Source organism: Hydrogenophaga atypica (assembly GCF_042665215.1).
GTDB classification, from domain to species: domain Bacteria; phylum Pseudomonadota; class Gammaproteobacteria; order Burkholderiales; family Burkholderiaceae_C; genus Hydrogenophaga; species Hydrogenophaga defluvii_A.
The window spans coordinates 45,416-62,970 of sequence record NZ_JBHTCA010000013.1 but is presented as its reverse complement, the minus strand read 5'-3'; the positions used below and the strand labels follow the sequence as shown (position 1 = coordinate 62,970).

At 61.5% G+C, this 17,555-nt stretch carries 15 protein-coding genes and 1 tRNA gene; 12 read left to right on the top strand and 4 right to left on the bottom strand.

Annotated elements, in window-relative coordinates; all coding sequences use genetic code 11:
- Nucleotides 1-16: 16 nt before the first annotated feature.
- The gene (locus ACFQPB_RS15475; RefSeq protein WP_382225068.1) at nucleotides 17-550 is read right to left on the bottom strand and encodes an RBBP9/YdeN family alpha/beta hydrolase; all 534 of its coding nucleotides are present in this window, start codon (nucleotides 548-550) and stop codon (nucleotides 17-19) included.
- Nucleotides 547-1,563 (bottom strand): sulfate ABC transporter substrate-binding protein, encoded by a 1,017-nt coding sequence (locus ACFQPB_RS15470; protein ID WP_382225066.1) that lies wholly within the window; start codon nucleotides 1,561-1,563, stop codon nucleotides 547-549. The genes ACFQPB_RS15475 and ACFQPB_RS15470 overlap by 4 nt, the downstream gene beginning before the upstream one ends.
- A gap of 204 nt (nucleotides 1,564-1,767) precedes the next feature.
- On the opposite strand from ACFQPB_RS15470, the gene ACFQPB_RS15465 reads away from it, so the two are divergent.
- From ACFQPB_RS15465 to ACFQPB_RS15410, 12 genes are all read left to right on the top strand, one after another.
- Nucleotides 1,768-3,057, top strand: coding sequence for a sensor domain-containing diguanylate cyclase (locus ACFQPB_RS15465; RefSeq protein ID WP_382225063.1), 1,290 nt, complete (start codon nucleotides 1,768-1,770; stop codon nucleotides 3,055-3,057).
- A gap of 213 nt (nucleotides 3,058-3,270) precedes the next feature.
- Nucleotides 3,271-5,190 carry a threonine--tRNA ligase gene (gene thrS / locus ACFQPB_RS15460; RefSeq protein ID WP_382225060.1) on the top strand — a complete coding sequence of 640 codons (1,920 nt, stop codon included), beginning with the start codon at nucleotides 3,271-3,273 and terminating at the stop codon, nucleotides 5,188-5,190.
- 93 nt (nucleotides 5,191-5,283) lie between these two features.
- Nucleotides 5,284-5,886: a translation initiation factor IF-3 gene (gene infC / locus ACFQPB_RS15455; RefSeq protein WP_382203733.1), complete on the top strand. Its 603-nt coding sequence runs from the start codon at nucleotides 5,284-5,286 to the stop codon at nucleotides 5,884-5,886.
- A gap of 192 nt (nucleotides 5,887-6,078) precedes the next feature.
- The gene (rpmI, locus tag ACFQPB_RS15450) at nucleotides 6,079-6,282 is read left to right on the top strand and encodes a 50S ribosomal protein L35 (protein WP_382203707.1); all 204 of its coding nucleotides are present in this window, start codon (nucleotides 6,079-6,081) and stop codon (nucleotides 6,280-6,282) included.
- Nucleotides 6,283-6,306: 24 nt separating this feature from the next.
- On the top strand, nucleotides 6,307-6,666 hold the full coding sequence (gene rplT, locus ACFQPB_RS15445; RefSeq protein WP_342128519.1) for a 50S ribosomal protein L20: 360 nt from the start codon (nucleotides 6,307-6,309) through the stop codon (nucleotides 6,664-6,666).
- A gap of 128 nt (nucleotides 6,667-6,794) precedes the next feature.
- The gene (gene pheS, locus ACFQPB_RS15440) at nucleotides 6,795-7,847 is read left to right on the top strand and encodes a phenylalanine--tRNA ligase subunit alpha (RefSeq protein ID WP_382203709.1); all 1,053 of its coding nucleotides are present in this window, start codon (nucleotides 6,795-6,797) and stop codon (nucleotides 7,845-7,847) included.
- Between the two features lie 15 nt (nucleotides 7,848-7,862).
- Nucleotides 7,863-10,298, top strand: coding sequence for a phenylalanine--tRNA ligase subunit beta (gene pheT / locus ACFQPB_RS15435; RefSeq protein ID WP_382225057.1), 2,436 nt, complete (start codon nucleotides 7,863-7,865; stop codon nucleotides 10,296-10,298).
- A gap of 19 nt (nucleotides 10,299-10,317) precedes the next feature.
- Nucleotides 10,318-10,665 carry an integration host factor subunit alpha gene (locus ACFQPB_RS15430; RefSeq protein ID WP_382203713.1) on the top strand — a complete coding sequence of 116 codons (348 nt, stop codon included), beginning with the start codon at nucleotides 10,318-10,320 and terminating at the stop codon, nucleotides 10,663-10,665.
- A gap of 102 nt (nucleotides 10,666-10,767) precedes the next feature.
- Nucleotides 10,768-11,235, top strand: coding sequence for a MerR family transcriptional regulator (locus ACFQPB_RS15425; RefSeq protein ID WP_382203715.1), 468 nt, complete (start codon nucleotides 10,768-10,770; stop codon nucleotides 11,233-11,235).
- A 31-nt stretch (nucleotides 11,236-11,266) separates the two neighbouring features.
- Nucleotides 11,267-11,343, top strand: a tRNA-Pro gene (locus tag ACFQPB_RS15420).
- Between the two features lie 178 nt (nucleotides 11,344-11,521).
- Nucleotides 11,522-12,364, top strand: coding sequence for an SIR2 family NAD-dependent protein deacylase (locus ACFQPB_RS15415; RefSeq protein WP_382225054.1), 843 nt, complete (start codon nucleotides 11,522-11,524; stop codon nucleotides 12,362-12,364).
- A gap of 247 nt (nucleotides 12,365-12,611) precedes the next feature.
- Complete coding sequence (locus ACFQPB_RS15410; protein WP_382225051.1) at nucleotides 12,612-13,373, top strand: hypothetical protein; 762 nt, start codon at nucleotides 12,612-12,614, stop codon at nucleotides 13,371-13,373.
- Between the two features lie 27 nt (nucleotides 13,374-13,400).
- Here ACFQPB_RS15410 and ACFQPB_RS15405 read toward each other — a convergent pair whose 3' ends face one another.
- Nucleotides 13,401-14,681, bottom strand: coding sequence for a hypothetical protein (locus ACFQPB_RS15405; protein WP_382225048.1), 1,281 nt, complete (start codon nucleotides 14,679-14,681; stop codon nucleotides 13,401-13,403).
- 71 nt (nucleotides 14,682-14,752) lie between these two features.
- Nucleotides 14,753-17,548 carry a phospholipase D-like domain-containing anti-phage protein gene (locus ACFQPB_RS15400; protein ID WP_382225045.1) on the bottom strand — a complete coding sequence of 932 codons (2,796 nt, stop codon included), beginning with the start codon at nucleotides 17,546-17,548 and terminating at the stop codon, nucleotides 14,753-14,755.
- Nucleotides 17,549-17,555: the final 7 nt, after the last annotated feature.

The following is a 17,555-nucleotide window of genomic DNA, read 5'->3' as shown; positions in this document are numbered from 1 at the left end:
AAAAACACATAAAGAATCAGGCCACGACGGTGGCGGGCGCCAGCGACCGCAACAAAGCCAGGCCGAGCGGCCAGTCGCCGTGGCCCGATTCGATGTTGATGTGCCCTGCATGGGGCAGCCGCACAAAGTCGCTGCCCCAGGCGCGTGCATAGGCGCCGGCGAGGCGCACCGGGCAATAGGGGTCGTTGTCGCTGGCCACCAGCACGCTGCGAAACGGCAGCGGCTGGTAGGGCACGGGCGCGAAGTCGGCCAGCACGCCACGGCGTTCGGGGTCCGCAGGGGCCACCAGCAAGGCGCCGGCCACGCGGGCCAGCGCCGCCGGCGGCAGGTGCACGGTGGTGATGCAGCCGAGGCTGTGCGCTGCGATCACCACCGGCCCCGGCTGGGCCAGGATGGTGTCGGCCAGGCGCTGCACCCAGTCGCGCCGGTTGGGGGCGGCCCAGTTGTCTTGTTCCACGCGCACCGCGCCTTCGAGCTGCTGTGCCCACAGGCTTTGCCAGTGACCAGGGCCCGAGCCTTTCCAGCCCGGAACGATGACCACCGTGCTCATCTGGTGGTGTAGATCTGGTCGAAGCTGCCGCCGTCCGCGAAGTGCACCTTCGCCGCTTGCTCCCAGCCGCCAAAGGCCTCTTCAATCTTGAACAGGTTGAGCTTGGGCAGCTGCTTGGCGTACTTGGCCTGTGCTTTGGCCGAGGTCGGGCGGTAGAAGTGTTTGCCGATGATGTCTTGCGCTTCTTCGGTGTAGAGGAACTTCAGGTATTCATCGGCCACAGAACGGGTGCCTTTTTTGTCCACGTTTTTGTCCACCACCGTCACTGCCGGCTCCGCCAGTATGGACAGGCTGGGGTAGACGAAGTCCACCTTGTTGCCGAACTCCTTCTCCAGCAGATAGGCCTCGTTCTCCCAGCTGATGAACACATCGCCCTGGTTGCGTTGCGCAAAGCTGATGGACGAGCCACGCGCACCGGTGTCGAGCACGGGCACGTTGTTGTAGAGCTTGGCCACGAATTCCTTGGCCTTGGCGTCACCGCCGTACTTGCGTTTGGCGAACTCCCACGCGGCCAGGTAGTTCCAGCGCGCGCCGCCCGAGGTCTTGGGGTTGGGCGTGATGACCTTCACGTCCGGGCGGATCAGGTCGTCCCAGTCCTTGATGTTTTTGGGGTTGCCGGCGCGTGTCACCAGCACGATGGTGGAGGTGTAGGGCGAGCTGTTCAGGGGCAGGCGCTTTTGCCAGTCCTTGGGGATCCAGTTGCCGTTGGTGTGCAGCGCGTCGGTGTCGCCGGCCAGGGCCAGGGTGGCCACGTCGGCGTCCAGGCCGTCGATGATGGAGCGTGCCTGCTTGCCCGAGCCACCGTGGCTTTGTTTGATGGTGACGTCCTGGCCGGTCTTGGCCTTCCAGTGTTTGATGAAGGCGGCGTTGTATTCGACGTAGAGCTCACGCGTGGGGTCGTAGGACACGTTGAGCAAGGTGACCGGGGCGGGGGCTTGGGCCAGTGCGGCGGTGCCGGCGGCGACGAGGGTGACGGCGCTCAGCAGGCGCAGGGTTTGGCGGCGGGAGATCATGGAAAACATCCTTTGGAGAACATCGGGTGTTCGCATGATCTGGAGATTCGTTCATAAACGGAACCAATCGTTTTTTGGTTGTTTATTACGGAATCATCTGAAGAAAAAAACCTTGTGGCGCAACGCGTAACGCGCCAGTGCCAAACCTACCCAGGGGGGTAAGCTTGGGCAAACGGGTAGGATGTGGACAGGCTGTATACAAAAATGTCCACCACACACGCCATGTCGTCGCAACCCGTCACTGGAGCCGCGCAACTGCACCTTCTGTTTGATCAGATGGCCGACGCGGTGTATTTGTTGGACCCGGACACCTCGAACATCGTCTGGGGCAACCGCAAAGCGTGGGAGAGCCTGGGCCTCAGTGCCGAAGAAGTGCTCAACCACAGCGTGCTGAGTCTGCAGAAAGATGTGCACGGCATGCCGCAGTGGTCCGAAATTGCCGCCGCCATCCGTGCCACCGACTGTTACCGCTTCAACGGGCGGCATCGGCACAAGGACGGCCACGAGGTGGTGGTGGAGGTCAACACCACCCACTTCAGCATGGACGGCCGGCCCTACTTTCTGTCGGTGGCGCGCGACATCACCAACCGGGTGGAGCAGGAGCGCGACGCGCAGTCCCGAGAACGCCAGCTCTGGTTTGCCTTGAACGAGGCCAGCGATGGGCTGTGGGACTGGGACGTTCCCACCGGGCAGCTCTTTTTCAGCCCACAGCTCAAGCGCATGCTGGGCTACGGGCCGGACGAAATGGCGCCGGTGTTGAGCACCTGGTCAGACAACGTGCACCCCGAAGACAAGCCCTCGGTCATAGGCACCTTGCAGGCGCATTTGCATGGCAAGCGCGAACGGTACGAGGCGGCGTACCGCCTGCGCAACCGCAACGGCCACTACATCTGGGTGCACGACCGCGGCCGCGTCTGCGACCACGCGCCCGATGGCTCGCCGGCCCGGGTGGTCGGCACGGTGCGCAACATCAACGACCAGAAGGAGCTGGAGGCGCAGTTGCAGCAGATGGCCGCACACGACGTGCTGACCGGGCTGCCCAATCGTCGCGAAGGCCTGCGCTTTTTGGAGTCGCAACTCAGCTTGTGCCGGCGCATGGCGCTGCCGCTGGCGGTGGTGTTCATTGACGTTGATGCGTTCAAGACCATCAATGACCGTTTTGGCCACGGGACGGGCGACACCGTGTTGCAGCGCATCGCCGACGTGCTGCGCTCCGGCATACGCAGCTCGGACCGGGTGTGCCGCTGGGGTGGCGAAGAGTTTGTGTTGATCGCTCCGGGCACCACGCCGGAGGGGGTGATGCAGTTGGCTGACAAGCTGCGTGTCGAGGTGCAGGCGGCCGTGCAGGTTCGCGATGTGCCTGTCAGCGTCAGCATGGGTGTGGCGGTTGCCGAGGGCGATCGCCTGGACGCACAGCACTTGTTGTTCGATGCCGATGCGGCGCTTTACCGCGCGAAGCGCAACGGCCGAAACCGCGTGGAATGGGCGGCTTGAGGGCGTACGGCCTGCGAGTTGTGGGAAAATAGTGCGGCTTTCGTTATTCAGTAGCGAATTTTCAAGAGCGAGAAAGGCACCCTGGTTATGACACCGCGAACTACACGAGGCACCCTCCTGGCCTGCTAAGGCCCGCAGTTCGCGCCTGCCCATTTGTCTTTTTCACTCTCATCAGCGCGGCCCATGCCGCGCTTTTTGTTTTCTGGATGCCCCATGTTGCACATCACGCTCCCCGACGGTTCTCAACGTGAATTTCCCGGCCCGGTCACCGTGGCCGAGGTCGCTGCCTCCATCGGCGCTGGCCTCGCCAAGGCCGCGCTGGGCGGCAAGGTGGACGGCAAGCTGGTGGACACCAGCTTTCGCATCGAGCAGAACGCCGCCCTGGCCATCGTCACCGCCAAAGACGCCGATGGCCTGGAGCTGATCCGTCACTCCACCGCCCACTTGTTGGCCTATGCCGTCAAGGAGCTGTTCCCCGAGGCGCAAGTCACCATCGGCCCCGTCATCGACAACGGCTTTTATTACGACTTCTCGTACAAGCGGCCTTTCACGCCTGAAGATTTGGCCGCCATCGAAAAGCGCATGGCCGAGCTGGCTGCCAAGGACGAGCCGGTGGTGCGCCGCGTGCTGCCGCGCGACGAGGCGGTGGCCTACTTCAAAGGCCTGGGCGAGCACTACAAGGCCGAGATCATCGCCAGCATCCCCAGCAACGAGGACGTGAGCCTGTACCGTGAAGGCAATTTTGAGGATCTGTGCCGTGGCCCGCACGTGCCCAGCACGGGCAAGCTCAAGCACTTCAAGCTCATGAAGGTGGCCGGCGCCTACTGGCGTGGTGACCACCGCAACGAGATGCTGCAGCGTGTTTACGGCACTGCTTGGGCCAACAAGGAAGACCTGCAGAATTACCTCACCATGCTGGAGGAGGCCGAGAAGCGCGACCACCGCAAGCTGGGCCGCGAGCTGGACCTGTTCCACCTCGACGAACACTCGCCCGGCACCGTGTTCTGGCACCCCAAGGGCTGGACCGTGTGGCAGGAGGTGGAGCAGTACATGCGCCAGGTCTACCGCGACAACGGCTACCTCGAAGTCAAGGGCCCGCAAATCCTGGACAAAAGCCTGTGGGAGAAAACCGGCCACTGGGACAAGTACCGCGAGAACATGTTCGTGACCGAATCGGAAAAGCGCGACTACGCGCTCAAGCCGATGAACTGCCCCGGCCACATGCTCATCTTCAAACAGGGCATCAAGAGCTACCGCGATCTGCCGCTGCGCTACGGCGAGTTCGGCAACTGCCACCGCAACGAACCCAGCGGCGGTCTGCACGGCATCATGCGCGTGCGCGGTTTCACGCAGGACGATGGCCACATCTTCTGCACCGAAGACCAGATCCAGTCCGAGGTCGTCGCCTTCACCACACTGCTGCAAAAGGTCTACAAGGACTTTGGCTTCACCAACATCATCTACAAGCTGTCCACGCGGCCTGAAAAGCGCATTGGGAGCGACGAGAGTTGGGACCGCGCCGAAAACGCCCTGGCCGACGGCCTGCGCGCATCGGGCTGCGAATTCCAGTACCTGCCGGGCGAAGGCGCCTTCTACGGCCCCAAGATCGAGTACACGCTCAAGGACGCGATTGGCCGCGAGTGGCAGTGCGGCACCATCCAGGTGGACCCCAACTTGCCCGAGCGCTTGGACGTGGAATACGTGGGTGAAGATGGCAACCGCCACCGCCCCATCGTGCTGCACCGTGCCATCGTCGGCAGCCTGGAGCGCTTCATCGGCATCCTCATCGAACAGCATGCCGGTGCACTGCCTGTGTGGCTGGCGCCAACGCAGGTCGCGGTGCTCAACATCACCGATGCGCAGGGCGATTACTGTCGCGAAATTGCCGCAAAGCTCAAAAAAGCGCTGCCAAATCAAGACCTTAGGGTGGTGACGGATCTGCGCAACGAGAAAATTACGTATAAAATACGTGAGCATTCGTTGCAAAAGCTGCCTTACATCCTCGTCGCGGGCGACAAAGAGAAGGCGGCTGGCGCTGTAGCCGTGCGGGCCCGGGGCAACAAAGACCTCGGTGTGATGTCGCTTGATGCGTTCGTGCAACTCATCGCGGCAGACCTGGCATCCAAGGTGTGATTTCCCTCGTGTGTGATCGCCTGGATGGCCTGAGTTGACCCTCGGCCACGGTTTTTTGTCGTTTGCGACTTACTACAGGAAAAGGATTTCACCATCGCTACCAACTTTCGCGACCGCCGCCAGCGTGAAGAGCGCGCCCACCGCCTGAACCGCGAGATCATGGCCCCTGAGGTCCGTCTCTCGGGTCCGGAGGGCGAGCCCCTGGGCATTGTCAGCTTGCAGGAAGCCCTGCGCATGGCTGGCGATCTCGACGTGGATCTGGTGGAGATTGCCGCCACGGCCAACCCTCCTGTGTGCCGTTTGATGGACTACGGCAAGTTCAAGTACCAGGAGCAGAAGAAGGCGGCGGAAGCGAAAGCCAAGCAGACGGTCATCGAGATCAAGGAAGTCAAATTCCGTCCCGGTACCGACGATGGCGACTACAACATCAAGATGCGCAACATCCGGCGTTTTCTGGATGATGGCGACAAATGCAAGATCACCTTGCGTTTCCGTGGCCGCGAGATCACCCACCAGGAATTGGGGTTGGCCTTGCTGAACCGGATTCGCGACGACTTGGGCGACACGATCCTGGTGGAGCAGTTCCCCAAGCTCGAAGGCCGTCAGATGATCATGATGATCGCGCCCGGCCGCCGCAAGGCGGGTGGTCCGGCCAAGCCAGCGGCTGAAACGCCGGCTGGTGCACCGGCCGCCTGATTTTCAGGCTGGTTCAGGTTTGGGTGTTGTGTGGGTTTGGTCACCCACGCAGTGCCTGGGTGGTGGCAACCAACGTTGCCGTTGCCCGAACAGGTGGTGCCTTGTGTGCCGCCTGACCCAAGTGGCTCGGGGCCAACAAGTCCGCGGAAGGTTCGCGGCGCCTCACGAGCACAAATGAAAAGGAGCATTCATATGCCCAAAATGAAGACCAAGAGCAGCGCGAAGAAACGTTTTCGCGTTCGTCCCGGTGGCACCGTCAAGCGCGGTCAAGCCTTCAAGCGTCACATCCTGACCAAGAAGACCACCAAGAACAAGCGTCACCTGCGTGGTGCGGTGAATGTGCATGAGACCAACATGGGTCACATGGCACAAATGCTGCCCGGCCAGGGCATTTGATCAACGACGAACAGGAGAACACACATGCCTCGCGTCAAACGTGGTGTAACGGCTCGCGCCCGCCACAAAAAAGTTCTGGCCCTTGCAAAAGGCTTCCGCGGTCGCCGCGGCAACGTATTCCGCATTGCCAAGCAGGCAGTGATGAAAGCGGGGCAATATGCCTACCGCGACCGTCGCACCCGCAAGCGCGTGTTCCGCCAGCTGTGGATTGCCCGTATCAACGCCGGTGCGCGTGAACTGGGCATGACCTACAGCCAGTTCGCCAACGGCTTGAAGAAGGCCGCCATCGAGATCGACCGCAAAGTGCTGGCCGACCTCGCGGTGAACGACAAGGCGGCGTTTGCCGCCATCGTGGAGCAGGCCAAGGCCAAACTGGCTGCTTGATCCGCACGGTGAGCCAATGCGCTGTGAGGCGCATTCGCACACCCGAACAAGGGCCGGGGCTACGAAGCAGCACTGGCCCTTTTTCATTGGTGGCTCCGTGGCCGCCGTCCCCATTCAAGGTGTTTCAAATGACAGAGTTGGACTCGCTGGTGCTGGATGCCAAGGCCTTGTTCGAACAGGCCGCCACGCCGGCCGAGCTGGAAAACGCCAAGGCGCAGTTTCTGGGCAAAAGTGGTCGTGTGACCGAGCTCATGAAGGGCATGGCCACGCTGAGCGTCGAAGAGAAAAAGACGCGTGGTGCCGCCATCAACCTCACCAAGCAAGCCATCGAGGCTGCGCTGACCGAACGTCGCCGCGCCCTGGCCGATGCCGAGCTGCAGGCGCAGTTGCAGGCCGAAGCGCTCGACGTGACCTTGCCCGGTCGCCAGCGCGGCACCGGCGGTCTGCACCCCGTGAGCCTCACGCTGGAGCGCATCGAGGCCATCTTCGGTTCCATGGGTTTCGAGGTGGCCGAGGGCCCCGAGATCGAGAGCGACTGGTTCAACTTCACCGCGCTCAACACCCCTGCTGACCACCCCGCGCGCTCCATGCACGACACCTTCTACGTCGAAGGTGGCAGCGCCGAAGCACCCAACCTGCTGCGCACCCACACCAGCCCGATGCAGATCCGCCACGCGGTGCAGCACGTCAAGCGCCACCGCGCCGCGCTGGATGCGGGCAACGGCATGCCGGAGATTCGCGTGATCGCGCCAGGCCGCACGTACCGTGTGGACAGTGACGCCACCCACTCGCCCATGTTCCACCAGTGCGAAGGCCTGTGGATTGGCGAGAACGTGAGCTTCAAGGACCTCAAGGTCGTGTTCACCGATTTCTGCCGGACTTTCTTCGAGAGCGACGACCTGGTGCTGCGTTTCCGCCCCAGCTTCTTCCCCTTCACCGAGCCCAGCGCCGAGATCGACATCCAGTTCCAGAGCGGCCCGCTGGCCGGCCGCTGGCTGGAAGTGGCCGGTTCCGGCCAGGTGCACCCCAACGTGGTGCGCAACATGGGCCTGGACCCCGAGCGTTTCATCGGCTTTGCCTTTGGCATGGGCCCCGACCGCCTGACCATGCTCCGCTACGGCGTGAACGACCTGCGCCTGTTCTTCGACGGCGACATCCGTTTCCTCTCGCAGTTCCAATAAGCAAAGGCCAGCAACATGCAATTCCCCGAATCCTGGCTGCGCGCATTCTGCAACCCGCCGCTGTCCACCCGGCAACTGGCCGACACCCTGACCATGGCCGGCCTGGAAGTCGAAGAACTCCAGCCCGTGGCACCGCCGTTCGACAAGGTCGTGGTGGGCGAGATCAAGGCCGCCGAACAACACCCCAACGCCGATCGCCTGCGCGTGTGCCAGGTCGATGCCGGGCAGGGCGGCGCGCTGCTGCAAATCGTCTGTGGTGCGCCCAATGCCCGCGTGGGCATCAAGGTGCCGGTGGCCCTGGTGGGCGCTGAACTGCCGCCCGGCGATGACGGCAAGCCCTTCGCCATCAAGGCTGCCAAACTGCGCGGCGTGGACAGCGCCGGCATGCTGTGTTCGGCGCGTGAACTCAAGCTGTCGGAAGACCATGGCGGCTTGCTCGAACTCAGCGCCGATGCACCTGTCGGCCAGAACATCCGCGAGCACCTGCGTCTGGACGACACCCTGTTCACCCTCAAGCTCACGCCCAACCTGGCGCACTGCCTGAGCGTGTATGGCATTGCGCGCGAGCTGTCGGCGCTCACCGGTGCACCTTTGCAGACGCCCAGCTTCCCGGCTGTGCCTGTCACGTTGCCTGCCGATGACCGCCTTGCCGTCAAGGTCAGTGCACCCGACCTGTGTGGCCGCTTCTCAGGCCGCATCGTGCGTGGTGTCAACACCAAGGCACAGACGCCGGCCTGGATGGTCGAGCGTCTGGCGCGTTGTGGCCAACGCAGCGTCTCGCCGCTGGTGGACATCTCCAACTATGTGATGTTCGAGCTCGGTCGGCCCTCGCACATTTTTGACTTCGACAAGATTCACGGCGGCCTGGACGTGCGCTGGGGCCAGCCTGGCGAACAACTCAAGCTGCTCAACGGCAACACCATCACGGTGGACGAGAAGGTGGGCGTGATCGCCGACGGCGTGCAAGTCGAATCGCTGGCCGGCATCATGGGTGGCGACGCCACGGCCGTGTCCGACGACACCAGCAACGTGTTTGTGGAAGCCGCCTTCTGGTGGCCGCAGGCCGTGGCCGGCCGCTCGCGCCGCTACAACTTCAGCACCGACGCCGGCCACCGCTTCGAGCGCGGTGTCGATCCCTCCACCACGGTGGAACACATCGAGCGCATCACCCAGCTCATCATCGACATCTGCGGTGGCCAGGCTGGCCCCATGGACGACCAGGTGGTCAACGTGCCCCAGGCCAAGCCGGTGACTTTGCGTGCCGCGCGCGCGGCCAAGGTTATCGGCATGCCGGTGTCGGTGCAGCAGTGTGCCGATGCCCTGCAGCGCCTGGGCCTGTCGGTGTCGGTGGCGGGCGATGTGGTCACGGTCACGCCGCCGCCTTTCCGTTTTGACCTCACCCTCGAAGAAGACCTTATCGAAGAGGTGGCGCGCGTCATTGGCTACGAGCAGTTACCGACCACACCGCCGCTGGCGCCCATCACCGCCAAAATTCGGCCCGAAGCCAAGCGCGGTCCTTTCGCGGTGCGCCGCCAGATCGCGCAACTGGGCTACCAGGAAACGATCAACTTCAGTTTCGTCGAAGAGCGCTGGGAACACGAGCTGGCCGGCAACGCCGACCCCATCAAGCTGCTCAACCCCATCGCCAGCCAGATGAACGTGATGCGTTCCTCGTTGGCGGGCAGCCTGGTGCACGTGCTGCGCTTCAACCTGGCGCGCAAGGCCGAACGCGTGCGCGTGTTCGAGCTGGGCCGTGTGTTCAGCAAAGACGCCAGCGTGCCCGACAGCGACACCAGCGTCGCCGGCTTCGCCCAGCCCATGCGTGTGGCGGGTCTGGCCTACGGCGACGTGGGCCCGTTGCAATGGAGCAGCGAGGCCGCGCGCAAGGTGGACTTCTTCGACGTGAAGGCGGATGTGCAGGCCTTGCTGGCACCGCGCCGTGCCACCTTTGAGCCAGCCACCCACCCGGCCATGCACCCGGGCCGGTGCGCCCGCGTGCTCATCGACAGCCAAGCGATTGGTTTCGTGGGCGAGCTGCACCCCAAATGGCGCCAGGCCTATGAGCTGCCTCAGGCCCCGGTGTTGTTCGAACTCGCACTTGACGCCGTGTTGGCCCGCGATGTGCCGGTGGCCCAACCGGTGGCCCGCCACCAGGCGGTGGAGCGCGACATCGCGCTGGTGGTGACCGAGAGCGTCACACATGCGGCGCTGATGCAGGCCATCGATTCGGCGGCCACGGGCGGCGTGTTGCGCCAGGCGACCCTGTTCGACGTCTACCGCCCCAAAGCCGGGCAGGACAATGCGGCGGTGGCCGTTGGCGAAAAGAGCCTGGCCGTGCGCCTGGTTTTCAACAAGATGGACGCCACACTGACCGAAGAGGAAATCGACGCCGCCGTGTCGGCCGTGCTGGCCGCGACACACGAGCGCCTGGGCGCCCGCCTGCGCGCCTGAGACACCGGGAGGAGACACCATGAGCGAACCCGTTGACAACCTCGAAACGCCGGCCCTGACCAAAGCCCAGCTGGCCGACATGCTGTTCGACCAGATCGGTCTGAACAAACGCGAGTCCAAGGACATGGTCGATGCGTTTTTCGATCTCATTGCCGATGGGCTGGTCGACGGAAAGGACGTGAAGATCTCCGGCTTCGGCAACTTCCACATCCGCACCAAGGCCGCCCGCCCGGGGCGCAACCCACGCACGGGTGAACCGGTGGCCATCGAGGCGCGGCGTGTGGTCACCTTCCACGCCAGCCCCAAGCTCAAAGAGCAGGTGCAGGCCACGGTGGGTGCAGCGCCCAGCACGACCCCTGATGCGTGATGACGCGAGGGTGGCGGTGCAGCCACAGTGGACGCAACGCTTTTGCGTCCACGGGCCAGTTGGAGTAGATTCCAAGGTTTGGTTTGTACCGCGTTGATTCCAATGGAAATCCAGCTTCCACCCATTCCGGCCAAGCGCTACTTCACCATCGGCGAGGTGGGCGAGCTGTGCGGTGTCAAACCCCACGTGCTGCGCTACTGGGAGCAGGAATTCACCCAACTCCGTCCGATGAAGCGCCGGGGCAACCGCCGTTATTACCAGCACCACGAGGTGCTGATGATCCGGCGCATCCGCGAGCTGCTGTACGACCAGGGTTTCACCATCAGCGGCGCCCGCAACCGCCTGCAGGAGCTGGCGCAACTGGAGCGCGACAAAAAACGCAGCGGTGACGATGGTGTTGGCATCGGGGGCATGGAGGTTTTCGAAGTTGACACCGCTGCGATGAACGAGAGCGATCCCTTTGAAGCGATGCAAAAACTCGCTTCATCGCAAGACGCGCTGGACGCCTTGCAGCAAGTGCGTACCGAATTGCTCGCCATTCGTGATTTACTGAGCCAACCTGCCGGATAGGATGCAAAACAAGCTATAATTTGAGGCTTGTCGGCGTGTAGCGCAGCCTGGTAGCGCACTTGCATGGGGTGCAAGGGGTCGCGAGTTCGAATCCCGCCACGCCGACCATTAAAATCAAGGACTTAGCTTCGAAAGAGGCTAAGTCCTTTTCTTTTTTCCGGTTAGACCGATAGATTTACCCCCACATTTACCCCCACAGTCCATGATTGCTATGGTGGGTAGGCAGCGTGCAGGTGGTTCCGTGCGGCAGCTGATGACCCGTGGGCAGCATGCGAAGATGCGCAACATGCACATTCAGACCAGTCTCCTTGAGCATGCAGCAGATTTGATCGCGCAGGCAGATGCCATCGTCGTTGCGTGCGGTGCTGGGATGGGGGTAGATTCAGGTTTGCCAGATTTCCGTGGATCGGAGGGTCTTTGGAAGGCCTACCCCGCGTTGGGACGCGAGCGGATCGAGTTCCATCGTATCGCGAGCCCTATGGCCTTCCGCACCGAGCCGCTCCTCGCTTGGGGCTTCTATGGTCACCGTCTAAATCTATACAGGCGTACCGAACCTCATGCTGGATTTGGGCTCTTGAGACGCTGGGGTGACCAGATGTTTTTTGGCGCTGGGGTTTTTACCAGCAACGTAGACGGCCATTTCCAACTTGCATCTACTTCTTGGGGGCTTGTCGAAGAATGCCACGGTTCTATCCATCACCTGCAATGCCTTGATGCATGCAGCGAGGCTGTCTGGACTGCGGACGAATTTCATCCAGTGGTCGACGAGGTTGAGTGCCGCCTTCTCAACAATCCGCCCACATGCCCACGATGTGGGGCGCTGGCTCGACCGAACGTAATGATGTTCAACGATCACGAGTGGCTCGAGCACCGTCAAGCTGGGCAGGCACGAGCACTGGAGGCCTGGCTTCAACTGGTAGAAAGACCCGTGGTAGTTGAGGTTGGTGCTGGAACTGCAATTCCTACAGTTCGACACTTCTCGCATCAAATTCTTCACCGCTACGCAGGGCGCCTGATTCGCATCAACCCGCTGGACTGCACGGTCCCGACTCCGCGAGATGTAGGGATTCAGCTTCGAGCGCTCGAGGCGCTGCAGTTACTTGAGTCAGCACTGGCGGATCGCTGGTGAAAACAGGTCGCGGCAAGGATGCGGACTATGGTGGTTGTCAGCGAGCTGTTGGTCGTGTGAGGCGGCCCCTGTAGCAACCGCCGGCTTCTGTCAACATGGGTCGCGGCGTGACTACCGTGAGTAGCTCAAATGTTTCGCCGTTACCTTATCGTGGCGGCACGACTGCTGTATTCGTTGGTAGCATGGTGCGGGATGCCGCTGGAACGGTGTCTCTAATTTAACCTTGGCGCGGGGGCAGGAGGCATCCATGAAGAAGGGACAATCATTAGCCGATCAGCTAAGTGATCTGCGGAGCGGTGTTCAAACCGTTGTCAAGCGCCAGGTTGTTGAGCCTACCGCCCAAAAAAAATTATGTACTGAAATAGTGAGTGGCAGGCCGCTCATTACTTTCTTGACTGAAGCGGAAGCGGTAGTGGAGCGTGAATCTATGTGGAGCACGGCATCTGCATCCACATCTGTAGTTCATTGCAAAAGATGCTCTTTTTTTCATCTTTTAGACAGTCAGGGGCTTCCTTTAGTTGAAAAAAAGTCGAAAGTAGTAGGTCCAAATGAAGACAGAGACCTGCACACCGCTTCGCGTCGGGTTCGCTCTCGTTGCCCTAACTGTCGTAGCAGTCAAACGCGAGATATGAAGGTAATTTTTGAGAGCGTAGCTGATGCGCAAGCTGCCATCGATGATCTAAGGGTGGAAATTCCGTATATCCTAGATGCGTATCATTGCCCTTTCGGGAATGGGATTCATCTTACGAAGCAGTCCCCTAGACGGCCTGGGGAACACATTGCAGCACTATTTCAGAGTAAGTACATAGAGAAAAAACGATTGGCTAGTTCTGTTCCCGGGCCTGCTCAAGAGGCTGCATCCTTTCCTAGGCTAAAGAAGGAAGGTGGAGCTCCCTCACGCATGGCTAAGAATTTTAGATGTGTATTGTGCGGCTACGCCAAAAACTATGAAATGAATTTAAAGTGCGCGTGGTGTGGTGAGTTGGGATCATATGAGGATGTTGACTAGCGGTAGAAAACTTTGAACTCGTAAAGTTCAGGGCGATAAACTATTGCGCGTATTTTGACCGGCAGCCCTGAATTCCGAATAGGCCTTCTCCCAATCTACATTCGGGAACGCGTCCTTAACCGAGTCTAAAAAGTCCTCGCGGTTCAGCGTCTCGAAGGTCACGTCCTTGAACCGTTCTTCCAGTTTCATCTCCTGGATCAAAGAATCGGCCTTTGGAAAAACTCGATCCAACTCGCTGTTGAGCCACCGGCTCGCGGCTGCCTCCGAAACCTCGCCGTTGAGCGATTGACCAACCAGTGCATCTGGTTTGGTTTCCATAACGCGCGGCAGGTAGTAGGCGACGATTTGCTCCCGTGAAGTGTCAAGATGCTTCTGCAAGTCCGCTTCGACTGTCTTCTGATGCGCCTCCAGCTTGCTGCGAAATTCTTTTAGTCTGGCCGCCAAATGGGGCTTGGCTGCCTTCAGCACCACCCGCCCATGATCCTTGCCGAGCGAAGGTGTGAAGTTCTTGCGTATCTCGTTCAGCGCGTCCTCCAGTGGTTTGGACGACAGCTTGCTGCCCTTCTCAATCAATTCAAACGTCGTGCGCAAACGACTTTCAAGCTCTTTGCTTCCACCCAGTTTCTGGATGTTGGGCGGAATCGCAAGACGGTGGCGTTGGATGGCCGCGCCGGTCAAGCTCAACTCCACGTATTGCAGATACGGCTCGAACACCCGTACCTGACGCGCTAGGTCAAAGCTCACTGGTGGCGCTGCTTTCAAGCTGTTGGTCACTTCGGCTAGCTTTGACGCCGAGATGGGCGTAGACACAACATCCACCGTCAAAGCTTCGATTTGCTGTTTGGCTTCAGGTGTTTTTGCCTGCGCCATGGCAATCACTTTGGCAGCGGGCGACAGCCGCGCGAGAGCCTGTGCCACTTGTTCACTCGACATCCGCATGGCGTTGGAGGCATCGCCGTCGTTGGGTTCCGCCTCTAGGTACAGCGCAGTGGGGGTAAATACATAGCCCTCGTTGTCCACCACAACCAAAGCCGTACGCAGACCAGGCGAGTCGAGCACCGAAATGCCAGCGTCAAGCAGCAACCTGACCGCGCCAACGTCGCCATAGCCCATGCGCATAACGCGATCATCGAAATCCAGACTCACCGTCAGCATTTCTTTGCCCAATCGCTCCGCTGTTTCGACCATTGCCTGCGCCAGATCAAGCTGAATGCCTGGGCCAGCGTAGCAAACTGCTCCTTCAGCCGACCTTACCCACTCGGCAATACGTCGTGGAGACAGCTCGCAAAAAAGTGCACCAGACTTCATGTCTATACCTTGTTTGTGCAACGACGACCAGGCTTTCGCCGCAGGCTACGAACTAAAACAACAAACTCAACTCACCATGCCCTCGAAAGCATCTCTTTCATGGTCAGCCCATTCAACACTGTGGCGCAGGTTTCCCAATCCGCATCCTCCACCTTGCTGTATTTCGCATCAAACGGATTCCGTGTGGCCGCGGTGCGGTCAATCAGTTGATTGGCGGCTGCCTCGTCGTTCAAGGCTACCTGCACCCACACATCTTCCAGGGTATCGGGGATCTGCCCGAACAGGCCATGGATGGCTTCCAGCCGGTCGGCCAGTACCTGGTGCACGCGGTCTTCCACCGAGTCGCGGTAGCGCAGGTTGGCAATCCAAATTTCGCTGCGGGCCTGGCCAATGCGCTGGATGCGCCCTTTGCGCTGTTCCAGCCGAGTGGGGTTCCAGGGCAAGTCGATGTTGATCAGCGTGCCCAGGCGCTGCAGGTTCAGGCCCTCTGACGCTGCATCAGTGCCTAGCAGCAGCTTCAGGTCACCCTCGCGCACGCGCTTTTTGAGCACATTGCGTTCGCAGCGCTGAAACCGCCCATCGCGCCAAAAGCCCGAACGGTTGCTGCCTGCGTAGAGGCCAATGTCCATGCCCGCAAATTCTGGGCGCTTGGCCATTTCATCGCCGGTCCAGCGCACAGTGTCGTAATACTGCGAGAACAGGATGCAGCCGCGCTCCAGCCAGCTCCCGGATACTCCCGGGTGGGTGCCCAGCAAGTAGCCAATCAGCGCCTCCAGCTTGGGGTCGTTGTTGCCACCTTGCTTGAGCAGGCTCAGGCAGCGCCGCAGCGAATCAATTTCCTTGTCGGTGAAGTTCTTGAAATCGCTTGCACCTTGCGGTGGCCGTCCCACCTGCACCGGTGCCTCATCGTCGGCGTCGTCATCCTCTTCATCGTCCGAGGTGTCTGGCTCCTCGCCCAGCAGCTTGGCCACGGTACGCCTTCCGGCTTCCATCGAACTACCCAAGCGCCGCAGCAGCAGCGTTTTGAAGAAGCCCGCGCCCTTCACCCGCTGCGCCAGCAGCTGCGAAAACTCTTCCGCCTCCACATACGCATCACGCAGATAGCTGCCAAGCACCAACGCGCCTTCGTGATCTTCGCCAAATAGCTTCACCGCCACCTTGGGCAAAAAGTAGCTGCCCGTGGCGGGATTGATGGTGGCCTCCAGGTAGGAACGGGTGCGGCGCACGATGCAGCGCAGCAGCGGGTTGTAGTGGGCACCGTACTCAGGCAGCAGGCCGTTTTGCAGTTGTACGCGTCGAATGGCAGGGGAGAGCTGTTCCAGACTCTCGGGCGCAAATTGCCACCGCGTGTCTTCAGCATCCAAGCTGCGGCGAATGCGGTCGAACGCCGGATTTTCGAACTTGGAGGGCAGCGGGTCGCGTACAAATTGCCAGCCCTCGCGCACGTCCGCCGTGGGAACCACCGTATCGCCCGTGGCAATGTCCAGGCAAACATTGGGGCGAAACCACGGGCTGGTGTGCGTCCAGCCGCCCAGAACGCCCTCGTTGCCTTGCGACAGGATGTGCAGCAAATCCCACGCCTCCACCGGGTGCAGTTGCACCGGCGTGGCCGTGGCCAGCAACATGCTTTTGGTCTTGGGGCCCATCTCGCGCAAAAAGGCCATCAGCTTGTTGGGCTCGGCGCGCTCATTGACCTCATCGGCATCTGCATCCACCTTGGGGACCTTGCGACGGCGGGCGCGGTGCGCTTCGTCCACGATCACGCAGGTGTAGCGGCGGCTCAGCAGCTGGCCAACCGCTTCCGGCAAGCCACGAACCACCAGCCCCTGCGACACCAGCCCGATGCGGCGCGGGCACTTGCCCAGCGACTTGGCACCGTCGGACGGGTACTCCAGATCGTTTTCATCCACCCAGGCCTTACCGGTCCAGCGGGCCGATGGCAGATCCAGCAACTCCATCAGCTCGTCCTGCCACTGCTGCAGCAAGGGCTTGGGCGCCAGCACCAAAATCGGCCCGCCCTCGGGGTCGTCAAGCGCCATCAGCATGGCGGCCATGGCCAGCTGCACCGTCTTGCCCAGGCCCACCTGGTCGGCCAGCACCAGGCGTGCACCGCCCAGGCGGTGTCGCTCTAGCGCCAGCTGGGCAAAGTATTTTTGGTGCGGCCACAGGCCCTGCTCGCGGCGGTACACCGGTGCCTCCACGGCCACAGCGGCTGCCACTTGCGTGGGGTCTGGCATTGCGGGCAGTTGCGTTGGCTCGATGACCGTGCGGGTGATGATGCGTTGCACGTCCTGCACGATGAAAGGGCAGCAGGCCAGGTTTACCGCGCGCGGGTCGTTCCAAAGCGCATCAAACTCCGCCTGCACCCAGGCGATGGTTTCGGGGTCGTTGTCTTCCCACAGCAGCTCGTAGTTCAGCTTCCAGGCCGATAGGCTTTCATTCACGCTGCCCATGAAGGCGGTAGCCGTGCCATCGGCATAGCGCAGCACCCCGGCCTTGCCGTGGATCAGGCCAAAGGCCGTGTCCGGCAGCACGCGCACCTCCAGCTTGTTGCTGGTCAATGCGTCGTACAAAGCACGGTAGCGCGGCAAGGCGGCAGGCCGCGCATCTTCGGGCCTGCCCGCGCACCAGCTGCGTCGCAGCGCGGCTTGTGCGGCGGCGGCGGTCACCAGGTCTTGCGGGTCCAGGTCTGAATTGCAGATGATGCGCACTGGCCCGGCCACACTGGCCAGCGCCTCTCCCGCCACCTCAAACAGGCTGGAACGAAAGTATCCCGCAATGCGGTCGTAACTGACGGCGCCACGCAGGCGCTGGGCCAACACCGACTTATCAAGGCGGTTCAGGCGGCTTGAATGGCGCTGCAACATGCGCTGC

Bases quoted from the DNA above. Each gene is read 5' to 3' on its own strand.
- pheT (WP_382225057.1), top strand. From the start codon at position 7,863: ATGCAATTCCCCGAATCCTGGCTGCGCGCATTCTGCAACCCGCCGCTG.
- rplT (WP_342128519.1), top strand. From the start codon at position 6,307: ATGCCTCGCGTCAAACGTGGTGTAACGGCTCGCGCCCGCCACAAAAAA.
- ACFQPB_RS15425 (WP_382203715.1), top strand. From the start codon at position 10,768: ATGGAAATCCAGCTTCCACCCATTCCGGCCAAGCGCTACTTCACCATC.
- ACFQPB_RS15400 (WP_382225045.1), bottom strand. From the start codon at position 17,548: ATGTTGCAGCGCCATTCAAGCCGCCTGAACCGCCTTGATAAGTCGGTG.
- ACFQPB_RS15430 (WP_382203713.1), top strand. From the start codon at position 10,318: ATGAGCGAACCCGTTGACAACCTCGAAACGCCGGCCCTGACCAAAGCC.
- ACFQPB_RS15415 (WP_382225054.1), top strand. From the start codon at position 11,522: ATGCACATTCAGACCAGTCTCCTTGAGCATGCAGCAGATTTGATCGCG.
- ACFQPB_RS15475 (WP_382225068.1), bottom strand. From the start codon at position 550: ATGAGCACGGTGGTCATCGTTCCGGGCTGGAAAGGCTCGGGCCCTGGT.
- ACFQPB_RS15465 (WP_382225063.1), top strand. From the start codon at position 1,768: ATGTCCACCACACACGCCATGTCGTCGCAACCCGTCACTGGAGCCGCG.
- ACFQPB_RS15470 (WP_382225066.1), bottom strand. From the start codon at position 1,563: ATGATCTCCCGCCGCCAAACCCTGCGCCTGCTGAGCGCCGTCACCCTC.
- rpmI (WP_382203707.1), top strand. From the start codon at position 6,079: ATGCCCAAAATGAAGACCAAGAGCAGCGCGAAGAAACGTTTTCGCGTT.
- pheS (WP_382203709.1), top strand. From the start codon at position 6,795: ATGACAGAGTTGGACTCGCTGGTGCTGGATGCCAAGGCCTTGTTCGAA.
- ACFQPB_RS15410 (WP_382225051.1), top strand. From the start codon at position 12,612: ATGAAGAAGGGACAATCATTAGCCGATCAGCTAAGTGATCTGCGGAGC.
- thrS (WP_382225060.1), top strand. From the start codon at position 3,271: ATGTTGCACATCACGCTCCCCGACGGTTCTCAACGTGAATTTCCCGGC.
- ACFQPB_RS15405 (WP_382225048.1), bottom strand. From the start codon at position 14,681: ATGAAGTCTGGTGCACTTTTTTGCGAGCTGTCTCCACGACGTATTGCC.